Genomic DNA, 13,241 nt, shown 5'->3' with positions numbered 1-13,241 from the left:
CAGCCACGCGGTGTCCCGGGCTGCGGTCGGGAGCGGGGAAGGCGCAGGATGATGGCCATGGCGCGGGCGCTGATCATCGGTGGAGAACCGCTGCTTAAGGGCTGTCCCGTTAGTGCTCTCTGAGGTGGGCCGCGCCCCTCGGGGTTCAGCCTCGCGTGATGCTGTGAACGAGCCCTGAAACGCCTTGACCTCAACTGAACCTGAGGGTCTACGGTGATCGCGTTCTGTCGATCACGAGAAGGAGGGGCACGTGAGCGTGACGCTCAGGGAGTACTCGCAGGAGGAGTTGGCTGCTCAGCCCATCGGTTCATGGACTGGCGAGGCATACCGGCAGGTGGTCGGTGCCCTCCGTGCGCAGTTAGCGGTGGAGGATCTCACGCAGCCGCATTGGTGGACACTCAACCACGTTGCCGGGGAGCCGGGTAAGTGGACCCGCGCAATGTTGATCGAGCGGCTGGCGAAGTACGAGGACCTCGGGATCGACTTCAATAGTGTCTTCGATGACCTTGTCGCCCGCGGTTGGCTGACGGAGGACGCAGGGCTCATGACTTTGACCGAGGCAGGAGAGGACGGGCGGCTGCGGGCCAGGGAGCGCAACTTGCGCGTGCATCAGCAGATGCACGAAGGCATTGATACGGCCGACTTCGTGACCACAGTCAACGTCCTGCGACGTATCGTCGCCAACCTGGGTGGCGACGGCAACCTGCCCGACTGACGGGTGCCGTAGGCAGCCGTTCATGGGTGAGAACATCTCGGTGTGGCTGGTGTGATCACGGCGTCGGAGTCGTCCTGGATAGCCCCGTTCACCGGTTTGAGCATGAGTCGGTTCGGCAAGCTGATCACGGCACTGCGTCGGGAGGTCGCGGACCCGGTCCGCAAGGGTCGGCCGTTGAGCCTGCCTCTTGAGGATCGGGTCGTGCTGGTCGCCGCGTACTGGCGGACCAACCTGACCATGCGGCAGCTCGCGCCGCTGTTCGGGGTCTCCAAGTCTGCGGCCGACCGCGTCGTCGACCACCTCGGGCCGTTGCTCGCCCTGCAGCAGCGCAAGCGCTTCCGCAAGGACGCCGTGTTGATCGTTTACGGCACCTTGGTTCCCACCCGCGACCACAGCATCGCCGAGCAGTCCAAGAACTACCGGTACTCGACCAATCACCAGGTCGTCATCGACGCCGACACCCGGCTCGTCGTTGCTGTCGGCCGGCCGTTGCCCGGCAACCGCAACGACTGCAAGGCGTGGGAGCTGTCCGGTGCGAAGGAGGCTGTCGGCCAGACCACGGTCATCGCGGACGGCGGCTACCAGGGCACCGGCCTGGTCATCCCGCACCGCCGCGAGCGCGGCAAGGCCGAACTCCCGCCATGGAAAGAGGAGCACAACGCCTCCCACCGCAAGGTCCGCGCCCGCGTCGAGCACGCCTTCGCCCGTATGAAGGGCTGGAAGATTCTCCGAGACTGTCGCCTCAAGGGCGACGGCGTACACCACGCCATGCTCGGCATCGCCCGCCTGCACAACCAGGAACCCGAGCTGGTAGTGGAAGTGGGCATCGACGTCGCCCGCGATGCCTCCGGCCGGTGGCGCCACCCCGCACGCTGGCACCGTGCCCGCCCCGACCTCTCTCCCGCCGACGTCCCCCGCACAACGGCGCCGCCGCATTGACGGCCGGCCTCGGTTGCGTTCGCGCCGCGGACGCGTCAGCTGGTGCGTCAGTGAGGCTCCGCCAACTTGAAGACGCAGGTCAAAGGGCTGGTGTGACCAGCTCTATGGGTACTCGTGCTGGTCGTGGGCGGCTGTCTGAGGAGGAGATCGTTCGTCTGGGCCGAGGGACGGGCCGTTCTTCGCAAGCCTCGAAAAATTTGGAACTTGAATTCGTCGCGCCCGTCATAATGTGCAGATCAGCAGAAGGGCAGTGATGAACCACCCTGACCATGCGAATGGGGCAGAGCCGTGCGCGCTGCTGATCACCGGCACTGTCGGCGTCGGCAAGACCACTGCCGCCGGTCTGATGGGCGATCTCCTCTCTGAGGCCGGTGTGCCGCATGCGGTCATGGACCTGGACCGGCTCTGCCAGACATGGCCCGCCCCTGACGGCGACCCGTTCAACTTCGCCCTGCTGCTGCGTAACCTGCGCGCGTTGACGGCCAACTACCTTGATGCCGGTGTACGGCGGTTGATTCTTGCCGGGGTCGCCGAGAACATGGCCGACCGCGACGGCTACCAAGCCGCCATCGGCATGCCGCTCAGGGTCTGCCGCCTGACAGCGGACCTTCCTGTCGTGCACACCCGGCTCCAGCGCCGTCACGAAGCCGACCACGACCCCGAATCCCTGCCCTGGCATCTGGAACGGGCCGGCCAGCTCCACCAGATCCTCGATCAGGCTGACATCGCCGACTTCACTGTCGACACCACCCACGTACCGCTCCCCGGCGTCGCCTCCGCGATTCTCAAGTCCGCTGGGTGGACCTGACCCACACGACGGAAAGCCCAGCCGGTCCCGGCACGCCGTCGCGACAGATCGCTGCCAGCACATGGCGGTGCCGGGCCGCTTTCGCCAGTGCCATTGATCCGCCCCTGCCTGAACCTCGCTGGCTTTCCAGTTGTTGCCCGCTGCGTTCGACGGCCCTCTACGATCCCTTGCATGCTGGATCCCGAGCTGCTGGACAGGTGGCGGATCCTGCCGCCGGGGAAGATCGCGGTGATCGTCCTGGCGGTACTGCGCCATGACGAGCGACTGGCCGACATGGCCGGCGGCAACGACGTGTCCGAGTCCACCGTCCGCCACTGGCGCGACGAGCTGATCGGACTGCTCGCCGCCCAGGCGCCGCGCCTGGACCGAGCCTTGAAGAAGGTCGCCAGGCAGGGCGGGGAGGTGGTCCTGATCGACGGCACCCTCATCCGCACCCAGCGCCGAACTGGGAAGGCCGACCGGCGCAACTACTCCGGCAAGCACCGAAGCCATGGCCTGCACTTTCTCGCCCTGACCGACGAGAACGGCCGCTTGATCTGGATCTCCGCCGCCCGGCCCGGCCGCACCCACGACAACACCGCCGCCCGCCACGACCACATCCTGGCTCACCTGCGTACCGCCGGCCTCGGGACGCTGGCCGACCTCGGCTTCCGCGGCCTGGACAACGACCTGCGTGACCCCGTGATCGTCACCGGTTACACCGCCAGCCGCACCCACAAACTCACCCCCGGCCAGAAGACCGCAAACCGCGTCCTCGCCGTTGGACGGGCACCGGTCGAGCACGGCTTCGCCCACCTCAAGAACTGGCGGATCCTTACCAAACTGCGTACCGACCCCGCCCGCGCTACCCAGCTCCTGCGCGCTCTGCTCGTCCTGACGAACCTCGAAGTCAACCGCTGACGGACGATCTTCTCCACTGCCTCCCACCCACGACTGGCATGAATACCCTGCGATCCGCTCACACCAGCCCTTTGACCTGCGACTTCAAGTTGGCGGAGTCTTACTTCGGAGCATCCCCGCATCGGCGGGGAGGACCCTCTCTGACCTGCACCTTAAGAGGGGCTTTCCGTTTTCTTTACTTTTGGCACGGCGGTCATGCGGATCAAGGTAAGGCCGTCGAAGTCGACGGGGACCCGGCGGCGGGTTCCTGCGGTGCGGATGGCGTAGCCCTGTTCCGTGGCGGCGGGGTGGACGAGGATGGCGGCGCCGTTGCCCACGGCTTCGGTAACGGCTTGCCAGAGTTCATCGCGGACGCGGGCCGAAACGCTGCCGACGAAGATGCCGGCACTACTTCGCTGGTCCACCGGCTGAGGGCGCCGCGTAAGCGGTCGGGGACCGCGGTGGTGGCGATGACGACCATGGAGGGCATCAGTCGCCTCCTTTGGCGTAGTTGACGCCTGCTGGGAGGACTCCGGCTTTGGGGTCCCAGAGGTGGACCATCCGCACGTCACGCCGTTCGAAGTGTTCCTCGTCCGTGTCGCCGTCGGCTGTGGTCGTATGGGCGTGGGGCGGGGTCAGCAGGGAGTGTGGCACACCAGGAGGTCTACATCGCGGGAGGTGCCGGCGGCCAGCGCGGAGAGCGGTTCCATGGGCAGCACGTCGCCGTCAACGACAGGCTGGAAGACCACCGGGTCGAATGCCTGGATCGCCACTACGGGGTCGTCCTCGCACTGTCCGGCGACCTTGTCAGAGGCGGCCACCAGTTCCTGCGGTGAGGCGGAGAGCAGTCCGTCGCCCGTCGGCGCTACCCCGGCCTCGGCCGCGATCCTTGATGCGATCGCGGCGGCGACCTCGACAGTGAAGAAGGCGTTGGGCACGCTGTGGGTGATGGCCCTCCGGAACAACCCGCGCGCCTGCTCCATGGCCATCAAGCAGGCAACTGATCCCGCTCCGGCGGAGTGCCCGGCGACTGTGACTCTGTCGGGGTCGCCACCGAATGCGGCGATGTTCTCCCGAACCCAGCGCAGAGCGGCCGCCTGGTCGAGCAGTCCGCGGTTGTCGGGGAAGCCCGGCACATGGCCGAAGCCTTCGAAGCCTACCCGGTAGTTGCAGCTGACCACGACCAGTCCGGTACGGGCGAGCGCGGTGCCGTCGAAGTCGGGCTGGGCGGAGGAGCCGAAGGTGTAGGCGCCGCCGTGGATCCAGAACAGCACCGGCAGCGGGCTGCCATCCGGCTGCTGCTGTACCCACACGTTGACGGTGAGAATGTCCTCGTCCCCGGGGCGCCACACCGGCGAACCGGGCAGTTCCGCCGACTGCGGCGCGATGGGGCCGAAGCCCGTGCAGTCTCGCGATGCGCTCCAGCCGGGAACAGGCTGCGGCTCGCGGAAACGGTTGGGACCGAAGGGCACGGCGGCGTACGGGATACCGAGGACAGCTATAACGCCGTCGAGCGATCGCCTGCCGCGCACACGGCCGCTCGTCGTGCGGAAAACCGCCCCCACCCATGACTTGTCACCCATACGCCACCAGCCTCCCACAGCCTTTTGCGACTTCGCGAACGACTTGTCGGCCCCAGACCGCGACCGGTTTCTGAGTACGGATGCGGAGAGAACCGCCTGTCCGCCTCAGGACAGTAGCGGGCGAGCCGACGCATTGTGCCGTTGGCGCTGTCCATCGCGACGATCAGCCGCGGCACGGCGGCGAGCTGGTCGGCGGCGAGGTCGTTGCGGCGTCGGAGTTCGTCGGCGGGGCCGACCAGGGCGTCGTGGATGCCGGCGGTGTTGCCGCGGTGGGTCACCGTCGGCAGGGCCTTGGCCCACAGGTGGGAGATCCGCCGGTGGTCGAGGACCAGGGCGTGGGCGCCCCGGTGCAGGAACTGGGCGGTCAGCGTGTTGAGGACGGCGATTCCCAGCGAACCACCGATCTGCTGCGTGGTGCTGCGAAATGCCTCCCACGTAAGTGCTGTCCAGCTCCAGGCGGGTGAACCAGACCACGCCCACGCCCAGCAGCGCCTGCTCGCCCTCTTCGCGTACTGGCAGTCGACGACGGACCGGCCGCTGCTACCCCTGCGCATCCGGGGACGTCGAGCTTGGCGCGTTGGGTCGCCCGGGGCTAAGCAGATTGCCGAGCGCCCCGCCGGCGCCCGCGATGGCACCGAAGAGCGCGAAGGCCCGGCCCCGTTCCTTGACGTCGGTGAAGATGGTCGTCAGCAAAGAGAGGGCCGCCGGCGCCAGCAGGGCACCCGAGACGCCCTGGAGCGCTCTGGCCAGCACCAGGAGTTCGAAGTTGCCGACGGCTCCGCCGAGCACCGAGGCGGCGGCGAAACCGACGACACCCGCGAGGAAGGTCTCCTTGCGGCCGAAGAGATCGGCGATACGCCCGCCGATCAGCAGCAAACTACCGAAGGTGAGTGCGTAGGCGGTGACGATCCACTGCCTGTCGTTGTCGGAGAAGCCCAGGTCGGTCTGGGCGGACGGCAGCGCGATGTTCACGATGGTGGCGTCCAGCATGATCATCAGCTGAGCCAGAGCGATCACGGCCAGCGCCCACCACCGCCGCGAGGACCGCGGGGACGAAGGTCCCGACTCGGGCGGAATGCTGGTGGGTTCGCCGGTGGATAACGACATGGCGGGGCCACTCCGTTCGGAAATATTTGACTAACTAGATGGTTGACCTTCTGGCGCAAGGCCGGAGATCCGAGGGTCCGTCAACAAGGGTTCGGACGGGACATGACGGACACGGCAAGGGGCCTTGAGGGTCACTCCGTGAGTCGGATCCGGATGCCCACCGTGCGGTGCCCGGGCCCCTTCAGTCGACTACCGAGCAAGCCGACCCGCGCGACGAGACCGTACTTGCGCTTCATCAAGTCGAGGTAGTGAAGGGTGTCCTGATCCGCGGGCAACTCGGCGACACCCGACACAGACTCTCCCTTCGGGGTCCCCCGCCAGTCACACGGGGCGACGGTCACCCGGCCGCTGTTTCGGATCCGTTTGACCTTGCCGGCGTCGGCTACGCTCCACACGGCCAGGCAGTCCCCGTCCCTCATCACCCACACCGGAGTGGGCACCGCCCGCCCGTCCCGGCGGAACGTCGTGAGAAGTACGTACCTGCATGCCGCCAGTCGCTCAACCGAGCCGCTCGGTAAAGGTGCTGAGGGGAATGGTGAGGTGGCCACCACGCTAGACTAACTGGTTAGTTAGCACACTGTCGCCGCGACCCGACGCGGCTTCCGCCCCACCCGACGAGGAGCGATACCGTGCTGAACTTCGCCTGGGCCGTGCTCGCCGGATTCACCCTGGGTACCCCGGCCGTGCCGTTCGGCCTCTCGATCTCCCTCGCACCGCCCATCGCACTCCTCGCCGTGCTTCTCGGCGCGGCCGGGTGCCTGCTGTCCGCCGTCTTCACGGTCGGATGGCTGCGTACCCGCTGGCAGGTCTGCCGCTCGAAGCGGCGACCCATCACCACCGGGGCACCGCCCGGGAAACGTCGGAACCGACTCGACGGCCCCACCGGCCGACGGGCCCGGCGCGTGGTGAACCGGTACGGCGTCATCGGCTTCGGCATCATCGGGCCGGCGCTCTTCGGCACCTGGGGATCGGCCATGCTGGGCACGGCGCTGGGCCTGCCTCGGTGGCAGCTGATCGGCTGGCTCATGGCAGGCGTCACCCTGTGGTGCACCGTCATGCTGCTCGCTTCCGAGGCACTGATCGACGCACTCGGACTGAGGTGACGACACCCGCCGGGCCCACGACGGCGTCCGCCTTTCACCGGCCGGGAGTCGATCACACCGACACTCGGCTCCGAGCCGGCCCGCCTTCTCACGGAGTTTCCCGCGCGGCCAGTCGTGGATCTCGATGACCAGACCGTGGTCACGACGGCGTCGGAAGAGGGCATGGACCGGGAGGATTCCACGGCGGGGCGCCCAATGACGTTGCTCGCCACTTGATGCCGTTGTCCACCAGATAGTGGACCGCGTCCGACATCACCGGAGGCAGTACGCCTCCCGGCTACCTACCTCGTCCTCCCTGGCAACCGGAGGCGATCAGGGCCTGCACCCGCGAACCGCGGTCGGTTTCGATCCCCACTACCACCCGGCCGGACCCAGGTATCCCCGCCGTGCCGCGCGACGAGTTGGTGCGGCTTCACGATGCCCTCCACTCCCTCGGGCAGCTCCGCTGTGGCTTCCGGCCCGCCTCGTCCCGGGTCTCCACATCGCGTCGGCCTTCGTCCCAGCCATCGCCGATCAGGGGCAACTCAGCTGCGCTTTCAGGCACTTCGCTCTCCGCGGCCTACGTGAGGCGGCGCACGGCCTCATGCATTCAATGCTCACACCACCAAGGGCAGGCACGCCACCCCATCAGCGGTCCGGCCTCCCGGCCGACCATCGGGGCACGGTCTGACCACCGAACTCACCGGTTCCGGCGGTTAAAGCGCTCATCTGCCGACGGCAACGGCACCGAGTCTCTTCGCCACAGCCAGGCCCATTAGGCGCTGTTAATATGCCCCCCATGTCCCGAGCCGAAGCCACGAAGGCGCGCATCCTCCAGGCGGCGACGGAGGAGTTCGCGGCATACGGGATCGCGGGAGCCCGAGTCGACCGGATTGCCAAGGCTGCCTCGGCGAACAAGAACCTCATATACGTCTACTTCTGCAACAAGGACGGGCTCTTCGACGCCGTCTTCGACGCACACGTCCGGCGAGGCCTCGACATGGTGCCCTTCACACCTGACGACCTGCCGGACTACGCCGGGCGACTGTTCGACTTCTACCAGAAGCACCCCGAGGTGCTCCGCCTGGCGACCTGGCACCGACTGGAACGCGGCACTGCCGTGGAACGGGACCCTGCCGTCGCCGCGCCGACCCGCAATAACAAGCTCGCCTCGTTGGAAGCGGTCCGCAAGGACCAAGTGGGCACATCGGACTTCGCCCCGGCCACGCTTCTCACCCTCGTCCTGGCCATCGCCTCGGCCTGGAGCCCGACGAATGCCGCGAGCATGCCGGCGACGACTCTCCTGACGTCGGACCCGGCGGAATGCCGGAGCGCGATCATGGAGGCCGTGCGGCGCATCCTGTGACGGACAGCGTGCGTCACTCGCCTCCGCCGCGTATGAGAGGCTCGCGGCCGCGCGGACGGCTTCGACGTCCGCGACGAGGACGTCGCCCGCCTCTCCCCGTTCGTGCGGCACCACATCAACATGCTCGGCCGCTACTCCTTCCAGCTCCCCGACATACCCGGCGGACTGCGCCCCTACGCGATCCGCATGCCCCCGAGGACGAGTGACCGCCTCCTGTCGGGTCACCTTCATCCCCACGCTGGCGCTGTTCAGCATCGGAATGGGTGCAGCGAGGCGCCAGAGACGGCGGCTCGCTGCACCCACTTGTGTTCTTCAGCGGCGGGCCCGGTAAGTGACATACCGAACAGGCATACCCTCGGCAGATCGAATTGCCCTCGGCCGGGGGCGGCCGGGGACCGTCGCCGTCAGTGGGCGGTCCAGCCTCCGTCGACCGGAAGTACGGCACCCGTGAGGTAAGAGGCCGCTGGGCTGGCCAGCAGGACTGCCGCGCCGACCAGTTCTTCAGGGTCGGCCCAGCGCCCCATGGGGACCTGGTGATCGAGGAGGTCCTGTACGTGCGGGTCGTCATCGATGCCGTCGTTCAATGGTGTGCGAAAGGGACCGGGCGCCAGCGCGTTGACACAGATGCCGGTGCCGGCGAGTTCGGCACCGAGGCTGCGGGTGAGTTGGACGACCGCGCCCTTGCTGGCCGCGTAGCCTGCCCGGCCTGCGGCACCGACGAGCCCGAGAGCACTGGCCATGGTGACGATGCGGCCATACCCGGCACTGCGCATCACCGGCACGGTCGCCTGGCAGGCGAGGAAGGTTCCGACGACATTGACATCCAGGCAGCGGCGCAACGTGACAGCGTCGAGCGCCCCGAGCTCGCCTCGGGCCTGGATTCCGGCGCTGGTCACCAGCACGTCCACGCGGCCGTACTCGGTGACGATCTTCTCGACGAGGTGGTGAACCTCGCCCTCCTCTGTTACGTCGCAGGCGAGGCCCAAGACAGCACCGCCCGTCTGGGCAGCGATCTCGGCCGCCGCTTGACGGCACACCTCTGACCGTCTGCTGGCCACCACCGTCGTGCATCCGGCGGACGCCAGACCGAGCGCGATGGCCCGGCCGAGCCCGGTCGAGCCCCCCGGTGACCAGAGCAACCTGCCCGGACAGATCCGTCCCCGGGCCGACGGACCCCTTCCTCATGGGCCGACCGGGAGCAGAAGTCCACCTGTGAGCCGGACGAGTTCGCCAGCAGTGGTGGGGAAGACCGTGCGGGGAGTTCCGGCGGCGGCCCAGACCTGGGCATAGTCGGCCAGGGTCGCATCGACCACGGTGGGAAGTGCACGGGGGTGGCCGACGGGGGCCACACCGCCGATCGCTTGCCCGGTGGCCTGGCGCACCTGCTCTGGGGTGGCGCGCTGTAGCTTGCCACGTCCCCATCGGACGGCGAGTGCGGTGGTGTCCACCTTGTGCCGACCGCTGGTCAGAACCAGTACGGGTTCATCATCGGAGATGAACACGAGGCTGTTGGCAATCGCACCCACGTCGCACCCCAGGGCCGAGGCGGCCTCGGGGGCCGTGCGCGTCGATTCCGTCAGCTCGCGTACCTGACCCTCGACGCCGGCCGCAGCGAGGACGCGGGCCACCTGCATGCTGCGAACGGGCAGGGACGCGTTTTCCTGAGGCCCCATGGGACTCCTTCATACGAGGTCGCATCATCATGTGTTCCATATACAGAACGTTCCGTATGTGGAACGATAGATCTCACGCGGCATCGGATCAACTGGCCTCGGCAACAAGGAGGGGCTCCCCATGGACCTGGCCACTCGCGTCGGATTGCGCCTGCGGGAATTGCGCGAAGCGCAGGGGATGTCACTGTCCGAGCTGGCCCGCAGGTCCAAGATCGGCAAAGGGACGCTCTCCGAGTTGGAGAGCGGCCGGCGCAATCCCACTCTGGAGACGCTCTACGCTCTGACGACGGCCCTCAAAGTGCCGCTCAGCACAGCGCTGCACAACCTCGCGTTTCCCACCAAGGTCTCCGGTCACGCCGTGGACGCCGTCCTCACCGAGCGATTTGAGACTGCAGCGGCGGTCACGGAAACCTACCGAGTACGCATCCGGGCCGGAACGACGCAGGAGTCTGCCGCCCACACCCCCGGCACAACAGAGCACATCTTCGTCCTAGCCGGCACCGCGCGCGTCGGCACAATCTCCGCTCCTGCCCTGATCGGCCCCGCCATGCATGGCAGTTGGGCCGCCGACGTTCCGCACCTGTACCAAGCACCGTCCGAAGACGTCGAGGCTCTGCTGATCGTGCGCTACCCCCAGTGAAACCTCATCCGGCCCCACGCCGGGCCAACAGCGGTCAGCGCCTGCTGTCGCCGGGCGCGAGAAGACTGGTGATTTCGGTGACCGCGTCCGCTGAGGGCTGGAAGTAACGCCGTACGTTCTCGGGCTTCTTGTGCCGGGACTTTGCCATGAGCATCAGCAGGCTCGCTCCGGCCTCGCCGAGGTGAGTGAGTCCGGAGAGCCGCACTCGTGCAGGTCCCAGCACGTGCCGCTCACGCCGCCGAGAGAGGCGAGTTGGATCATGGCGGCTAAGCGGTGTGGGTGAGTTTTGTAGTCGCGGGCCAGGCGGCGGTGGTGCATGAGCCAGCCGAGGGTGCGTTCGATGACCCAGCGGCGGGGTTGGACGTGGAAGCCTCGGGTGGTGGGGTCGTGTTGGACGATTTCGAGGTTGATGCCGAGGTGGGCGGCTTGTTCGACGGCTTTGGTCTTGTAGCCGTTGTCGGCCCAGGCTTTGGTGATGGCGGGGTGGCGCTCGCGGACTTTTGGAGGGCGAAGCACTGGGAAGCGGGTATGGTCCCCGCGACCTCGGATACCTCGACGAACGGTTGCACTTCGGACCACGAGGACCCAGGCGACGAGTGCCTTTCGGTGGTTCCGGCAGCTTGATCGAAAACTTCGCCGAGGCCCGAGTTGAGTTGAATCCGTCAGGTCGTGAAATCACCGCCTGCGCTAGCGATGGTCATAGCTGATGGCGGTATGGGACTATCGAACCCAATTGCCGCGACGCACAGGAACGAAATACCGATACCGACAGACACCCTATGCGGCGGGCTCAGGTTGAAGGTATTCTGCCCATTTATAGCCCCACGATGGTCGCCTTGCAGGGAAAGACCATCAAATTTTTGAACAACGGACGCTCCATCGTAAACATGGACGCTCCTGATGGTGCCGAATCCTCGATTTGTGAGGACCATAAGAAAGACCCGGTGCAGGTTTGTCCGACCTTCAGGAACGATCACTGGAGTCGGGATCGGGATGTGAAACCAGCTCGACTTCCCGGGGCGGATCAGCATGTCGCCACCCCAACCGAGGTACCCCACGCGGGCCAGATTTTCTGGGGACTCAACGGTAACCGCATTTCCGTGAGCCCAACTTGCATGCAGTCCCACGATACCTCCTTGAGCGTACGGTCATTCAAGTAACGTTATGCTTGGACGTTCACTGGATGCAGCTCTAGACCAACGACCTCGGCATATAACCTCTTGCCGGGCGCTTCTGGTCGACTTACATATCCGTTAGAACTCAGTGTCGAACTCCAGGCTCGGTGTCGCAACTGGTTGGCCCAAGGCCGAACTTCCCGGCGCGCGCCGGCTGGGGGAAAGAGAACGTCGGATGTCACTTCCGCCTGCCGCGCTCCGGTGCCCTGGTCTGCACGGTGTGGGTGGTTCGGAGCGGCGAGTGGAATGATCCCGCAGCGAGCCTCTTCAGCCCAGTGCTACTTGTCACCTGGCCGTAGCTACGCGAGCGCAAGGCCGGAATGCGAGCATGGGATCAGGGGACCCTTACCGATTCCGTCGAGTGGCCGCCTAACTAACTGGCTGTTCTCTATCCGCTCGCGTGGTCGATCCGCTTCGAACGGGGTGCTGGATCGGGTGACTTGGCTGCTGGTAGGGCATAGAGGAAGGGCCTCTTGGTAGCTCGCGGTTGTCGAATCCAGCGAGTGGCAAGAGGCTCTGATGTCGAAGTGTTGCGTGGTAGTGGTCGGGGAATCCAGCCTGGCCACCCGGGAGTGTGGCTGTCTCGCCCACCGGTTCGGGAACGCGGGCGACCGGCCTGGCCGGGTGCGGCGGTACGACTCGGACATGAGCGATGCGGAGTGGGCGCTGGTGCGGGATCTGCTGCCGGTGCCAGCCTGGATGGCGGGCCGGGTCGGCCGGCCAGAGGGCTACTGCCACCGGCAGATGATCGACACGGTGCGCTACCTCATCGACAACGGCATCAAGTGGCGGGCAAGGCCAGTGCTGTCCTGGTAAGCAGCATTCGCCACCCCTGGAGGGCGCCATGTGCCCTTCTCCGCCTCCTGACGCGAACGCCTCGCGCGACCAGCCCTGGCAACCTCGTCCCCGTGGCCCCGTGGCCCTCGTGGCCCCCGTGGCCCCAGAGGGCCCAAGCGCCTCAAGCATCCCTGGATCACCGCAGTCCTCGCGAACAAGTACTGGACCAGGATCTCTGACGCCGAAAACGCCGCCCAGCAGGCCGGAGCCGGCCTGTGGACCGCCTGCCCCGAGCAGCCGGAGACCTCCACGTCTCCCCCGGACTCACCTGATTCCGCCCCGGACACCCCGGCACGCCCAGACCTCCCGGACGGACCTCCCGCCGGTGCGCCCGATGTGGACTGCTCGGACCTGCCAGGCCCCGTCTGGGTCGGCCCCGGCGACCCGCACCGCCTTGACCGAGACGGTGACGGCATCGGCTGCGAGGCCGACTGATC

At 67.0% G+C, this 13,241-nt stretch carries 13 protein-coding genes and 5 pseudogenes; 9 read left to right on the top strand and 9 right to left on the bottom strand.

Annotated features, from left to right (window positions below; genetic code table 11):
- Window positions 1-250 precede the first annotated feature (250 nt).
- The 4 genes and pseudogenes from ACZ4YY_RS34910 to ACZ4YY_RS34895 all read left to right on the top strand — a co-directional run bounded on the left by ACZ4YY_RS34910 (window position 251) and on the right by ACZ4YY_RS34895 (window position 3,362).
- A complete protein-coding gene (locus ACZ4YY_RS34910) occupies window positions 251-715 on the top strand; it encodes a MarR family transcriptional regulator (protein ID WP_468299061.1) in 465 nt (154 codons plus the stop codon).
- Between the two features lie 42 nt (window positions 716-757).
- Window positions 758-1,510, top strand: a pseudogene (locus ACZ4YY_RS34905) (transposase); the annotation flags it as partial.
- A gap of 397 nt (window positions 1,511-1,907) precedes the next feature.
- Entirely contained in the window at window positions 1,908-2,462 is a 555-nt protein-coding gene (locus ACZ4YY_RS34900) for a hypothetical protein (RefSeq protein ID WP_468299059.1), read from the top strand.
- Between the two features lie 171 nt (window positions 2,463-2,633).
- Window positions 2,634-3,362 (top strand): transposase family protein, encoded by a 729-nt coding sequence (locus tag ACZ4YY_RS34895; protein WP_468299057.1) that lies wholly within the window; start codon window positions 2,634-2,636, stop codon window positions 3,360-3,362.
- A 152-nt stretch (window positions 3,363-3,514) separates the two neighbouring features.
- Here the strand turns inward: ACZ4YY_RS34895 and cas2e are convergent.
- The 5 genes and pseudogenes from cas2e to ACZ4YY_RS34870 form a co-directional block, all read right to left on the bottom strand.
- Window positions 3,515-3,831, bottom strand: a pseudogene (cas2e, locus tag ACZ4YY_RS34890) (type I-E CRISPR-associated endoribonuclease Cas2e).
- Between the two features lie 154 nt (window positions 3,832-3,985).
- Window positions 3,986-4,924 (bottom strand): annotated as a pseudogene (locus tag ACZ4YY_RS34885) (carboxylesterase family protein); the annotation flags it as partial.
- Window positions 4,840-5,478: a hypothetical protein gene (locus tag ACZ4YY_RS34880; RefSeq protein ID WP_468299055.1), complete on the bottom strand. Its 639-nt coding sequence runs from the start codon at window positions 5,476-5,478 to the stop codon at window positions 4,840-4,842. The pseudogene ACZ4YY_RS34885 and the gene ACZ4YY_RS34880, both read right to left, overlap by 85 nt.
- A gap of 40 nt (window positions 5,479-5,518) precedes the next feature.
- A pseudogene (locus ACZ4YY_RS34875) lies at window positions 5,519-6,031 on the bottom strand (MFS transporter); the annotation flags it as partial.
- A 131-nt stretch (window positions 6,032-6,162) separates the two neighbouring features.
- Window positions 6,163-6,579, bottom strand: coding sequence for a PPOX class F420-dependent oxidoreductase (locus ACZ4YY_RS34870; RefSeq protein ID WP_468299053.1), 417 nt, complete (start codon window positions 6,577-6,579; stop codon window positions 6,163-6,165).
- Between the two features lie 81 nt (window positions 6,580-6,660).
- Here ACZ4YY_RS34870 and ACZ4YY_RS34865 point away from each other — a divergent pair, with 81 nt between their 5' ends.
- Together ACZ4YY_RS34865 and ACZ4YY_RS34860 are read left to right on the top strand one after the other, a co-directional pair.
- Window positions 6,661-7,134 (top strand): hypothetical protein, encoded by a 474-nt coding sequence (locus tag ACZ4YY_RS34865; protein WP_468299051.1) that lies wholly within the window; start codon window positions 6,661-6,663, stop codon window positions 7,132-7,134.
- 778 nt (window positions 7,135-7,912) lie between these two features.
- Window positions 7,913-8,479 (top strand): TetR/AcrR family transcriptional regulator, encoded by a 567-nt coding sequence (locus ACZ4YY_RS34860; protein WP_468299049.1) that lies wholly within the window; start codon window positions 7,913-7,915, stop codon window positions 8,477-8,479.
- A gap of 404 nt (window positions 8,480-8,883) precedes the next feature.
- On the opposite strand, the gene ACZ4YY_RS34855 is transcribed toward ACZ4YY_RS34860, so the two are convergent.
- The gene (locus tag ACZ4YY_RS34855) at window positions 8,884-9,618 is read right to left on the bottom strand and encodes an SDR family NAD(P)-dependent oxidoreductase (protein ID WP_468299047.1); all 735 of its coding nucleotides are present in this window, start codon (window positions 9,616-9,618) and stop codon (window positions 8,884-8,886) included.
- Between the two features lie 42 nt (window positions 9,619-9,660).
- Window positions 9,661-10,152: a YbaK/EbsC family protein gene (locus ACZ4YY_RS34850; protein WP_468299045.1), complete on the bottom strand. Its 492-nt coding sequence runs from the start codon at window positions 10,150-10,152 to the stop codon at window positions 9,661-9,663.
- A 121-nt stretch (window positions 10,153-10,273) separates the two neighbouring features.
- On the opposite strand from ACZ4YY_RS34850, the gene ACZ4YY_RS34845 reads away from it, so the two are divergent.
- Window positions 10,274-10,792, top strand: coding sequence for a helix-turn-helix domain-containing protein (locus ACZ4YY_RS34845; RefSeq protein WP_468299043.1), 519 nt, complete (start codon window positions 10,274-10,276; stop codon window positions 10,790-10,792).
- Between the two features lie 34 nt (window positions 10,793-10,826).
- Here ACZ4YY_RS34845 and ACZ4YY_RS34840 read toward each other — a convergent pair.
- Together ACZ4YY_RS34840 and ACZ4YY_RS34835 are read right to left on the bottom strand one after the other, a co-directional pair.
- Window positions 10,827-11,278, bottom strand: a pseudogene (locus tag ACZ4YY_RS34840) (transposase); the annotation flags it as partial.
- Between the two features lie 176 nt (window positions 11,279-11,454).
- On the bottom strand, window positions 11,455-11,919 hold the full coding sequence (locus ACZ4YY_RS34835; RefSeq protein WP_468299042.1) for a DUF6623 family protein: 465 nt from the start codon (window positions 11,917-11,919) through the stop codon (window positions 11,455-11,457).
- A gap of 693 nt (window positions 11,920-12,612) precedes the next feature.
- On the opposite strand from ACZ4YY_RS34835, the gene ACZ4YY_RS34830 reads away from it, so the two are divergent.
- Together ACZ4YY_RS34830 and ACZ4YY_RS34825 are read left to right on the top strand one after the other, a co-directional pair.
- Window positions 12,613-12,783 carry a transposase gene (locus ACZ4YY_RS34830; RefSeq protein WP_468299040.1) on the top strand — a complete coding sequence of 57 codons (171 nt, stop codon included), beginning with the start codon at window positions 12,613-12,615 and terminating at the stop codon, window positions 12,781-12,783.
- Between the two features lie 357 nt (window positions 12,784-13,140).
- Window positions 13,141-13,239: an excalibur calcium-binding domain-containing protein gene (locus ACZ4YY_RS34825; RefSeq protein ID WP_468299038.1), complete on the top strand. Its 99-nt coding sequence runs from the start codon at window positions 13,141-13,143 to the stop codon at window positions 13,237-13,239.
- Window positions 13,240-13,241 lie beyond the last annotated feature (2 nt).

It is taken from the genome of Streptomyces sp. NPDC030143 (assembly GCF_055573695.1).
The sequence above is the reverse complement of the archived record's forward strand: the minus strand, read 5'-3'. Positions and strand labels throughout refer to the sequence as shown.

Bases quoted from the DNA above. Each gene is read 5' to 3' on its own strand.
- ACZ4YY_RS34895 (WP_468299057.1), top strand. From the start codon at position 2,634: ATGCTGGATCCCGAGCTGCTGGACAGGTGGCGGATCCTGCCGCCGGGG.
- ACZ4YY_RS34900 (WP_468299059.1), top strand. From the start codon at position 1,908: ATGAACCACCCTGACCATGCGAATGGGGCAGAGCCGTGCGCGCTGCTG.
- ACZ4YY_RS34845 (WP_468299043.1), top strand. From the start codon at position 10,274: ATGGACCTGGCCACTCGCGTCGGATTGCGCCTGCGGGAATTGCGCGAA.
- ACZ4YY_RS34830 (WP_468299040.1), top strand. From the start codon at position 12,613: ATGAGCGATGCGGAGTGGGCGCTGGTGCGGGATCTGCTGCCGGTGCCA.
- ACZ4YY_RS34860 (WP_468299049.1), top strand. From the start codon at position 7,913: ATGTCCCGAGCCGAAGCCACGAAGGCGCGCATCCTCCAGGCGGCGACG.
- ACZ4YY_RS34880 (WP_468299055.1), bottom strand. From the start codon at position 5,478: ATGCGCAGGGGTAGCAGCGGCCGGTCCGTCGTCGACTGCCAGTACGCG.
- ACZ4YY_RS34850 (WP_468299045.1), bottom strand. From the start codon at position 10,152: ATGGGGCCTCAGGAAAACGCGTCCCTGCCCGTTCGCAGCATGCAGGTG.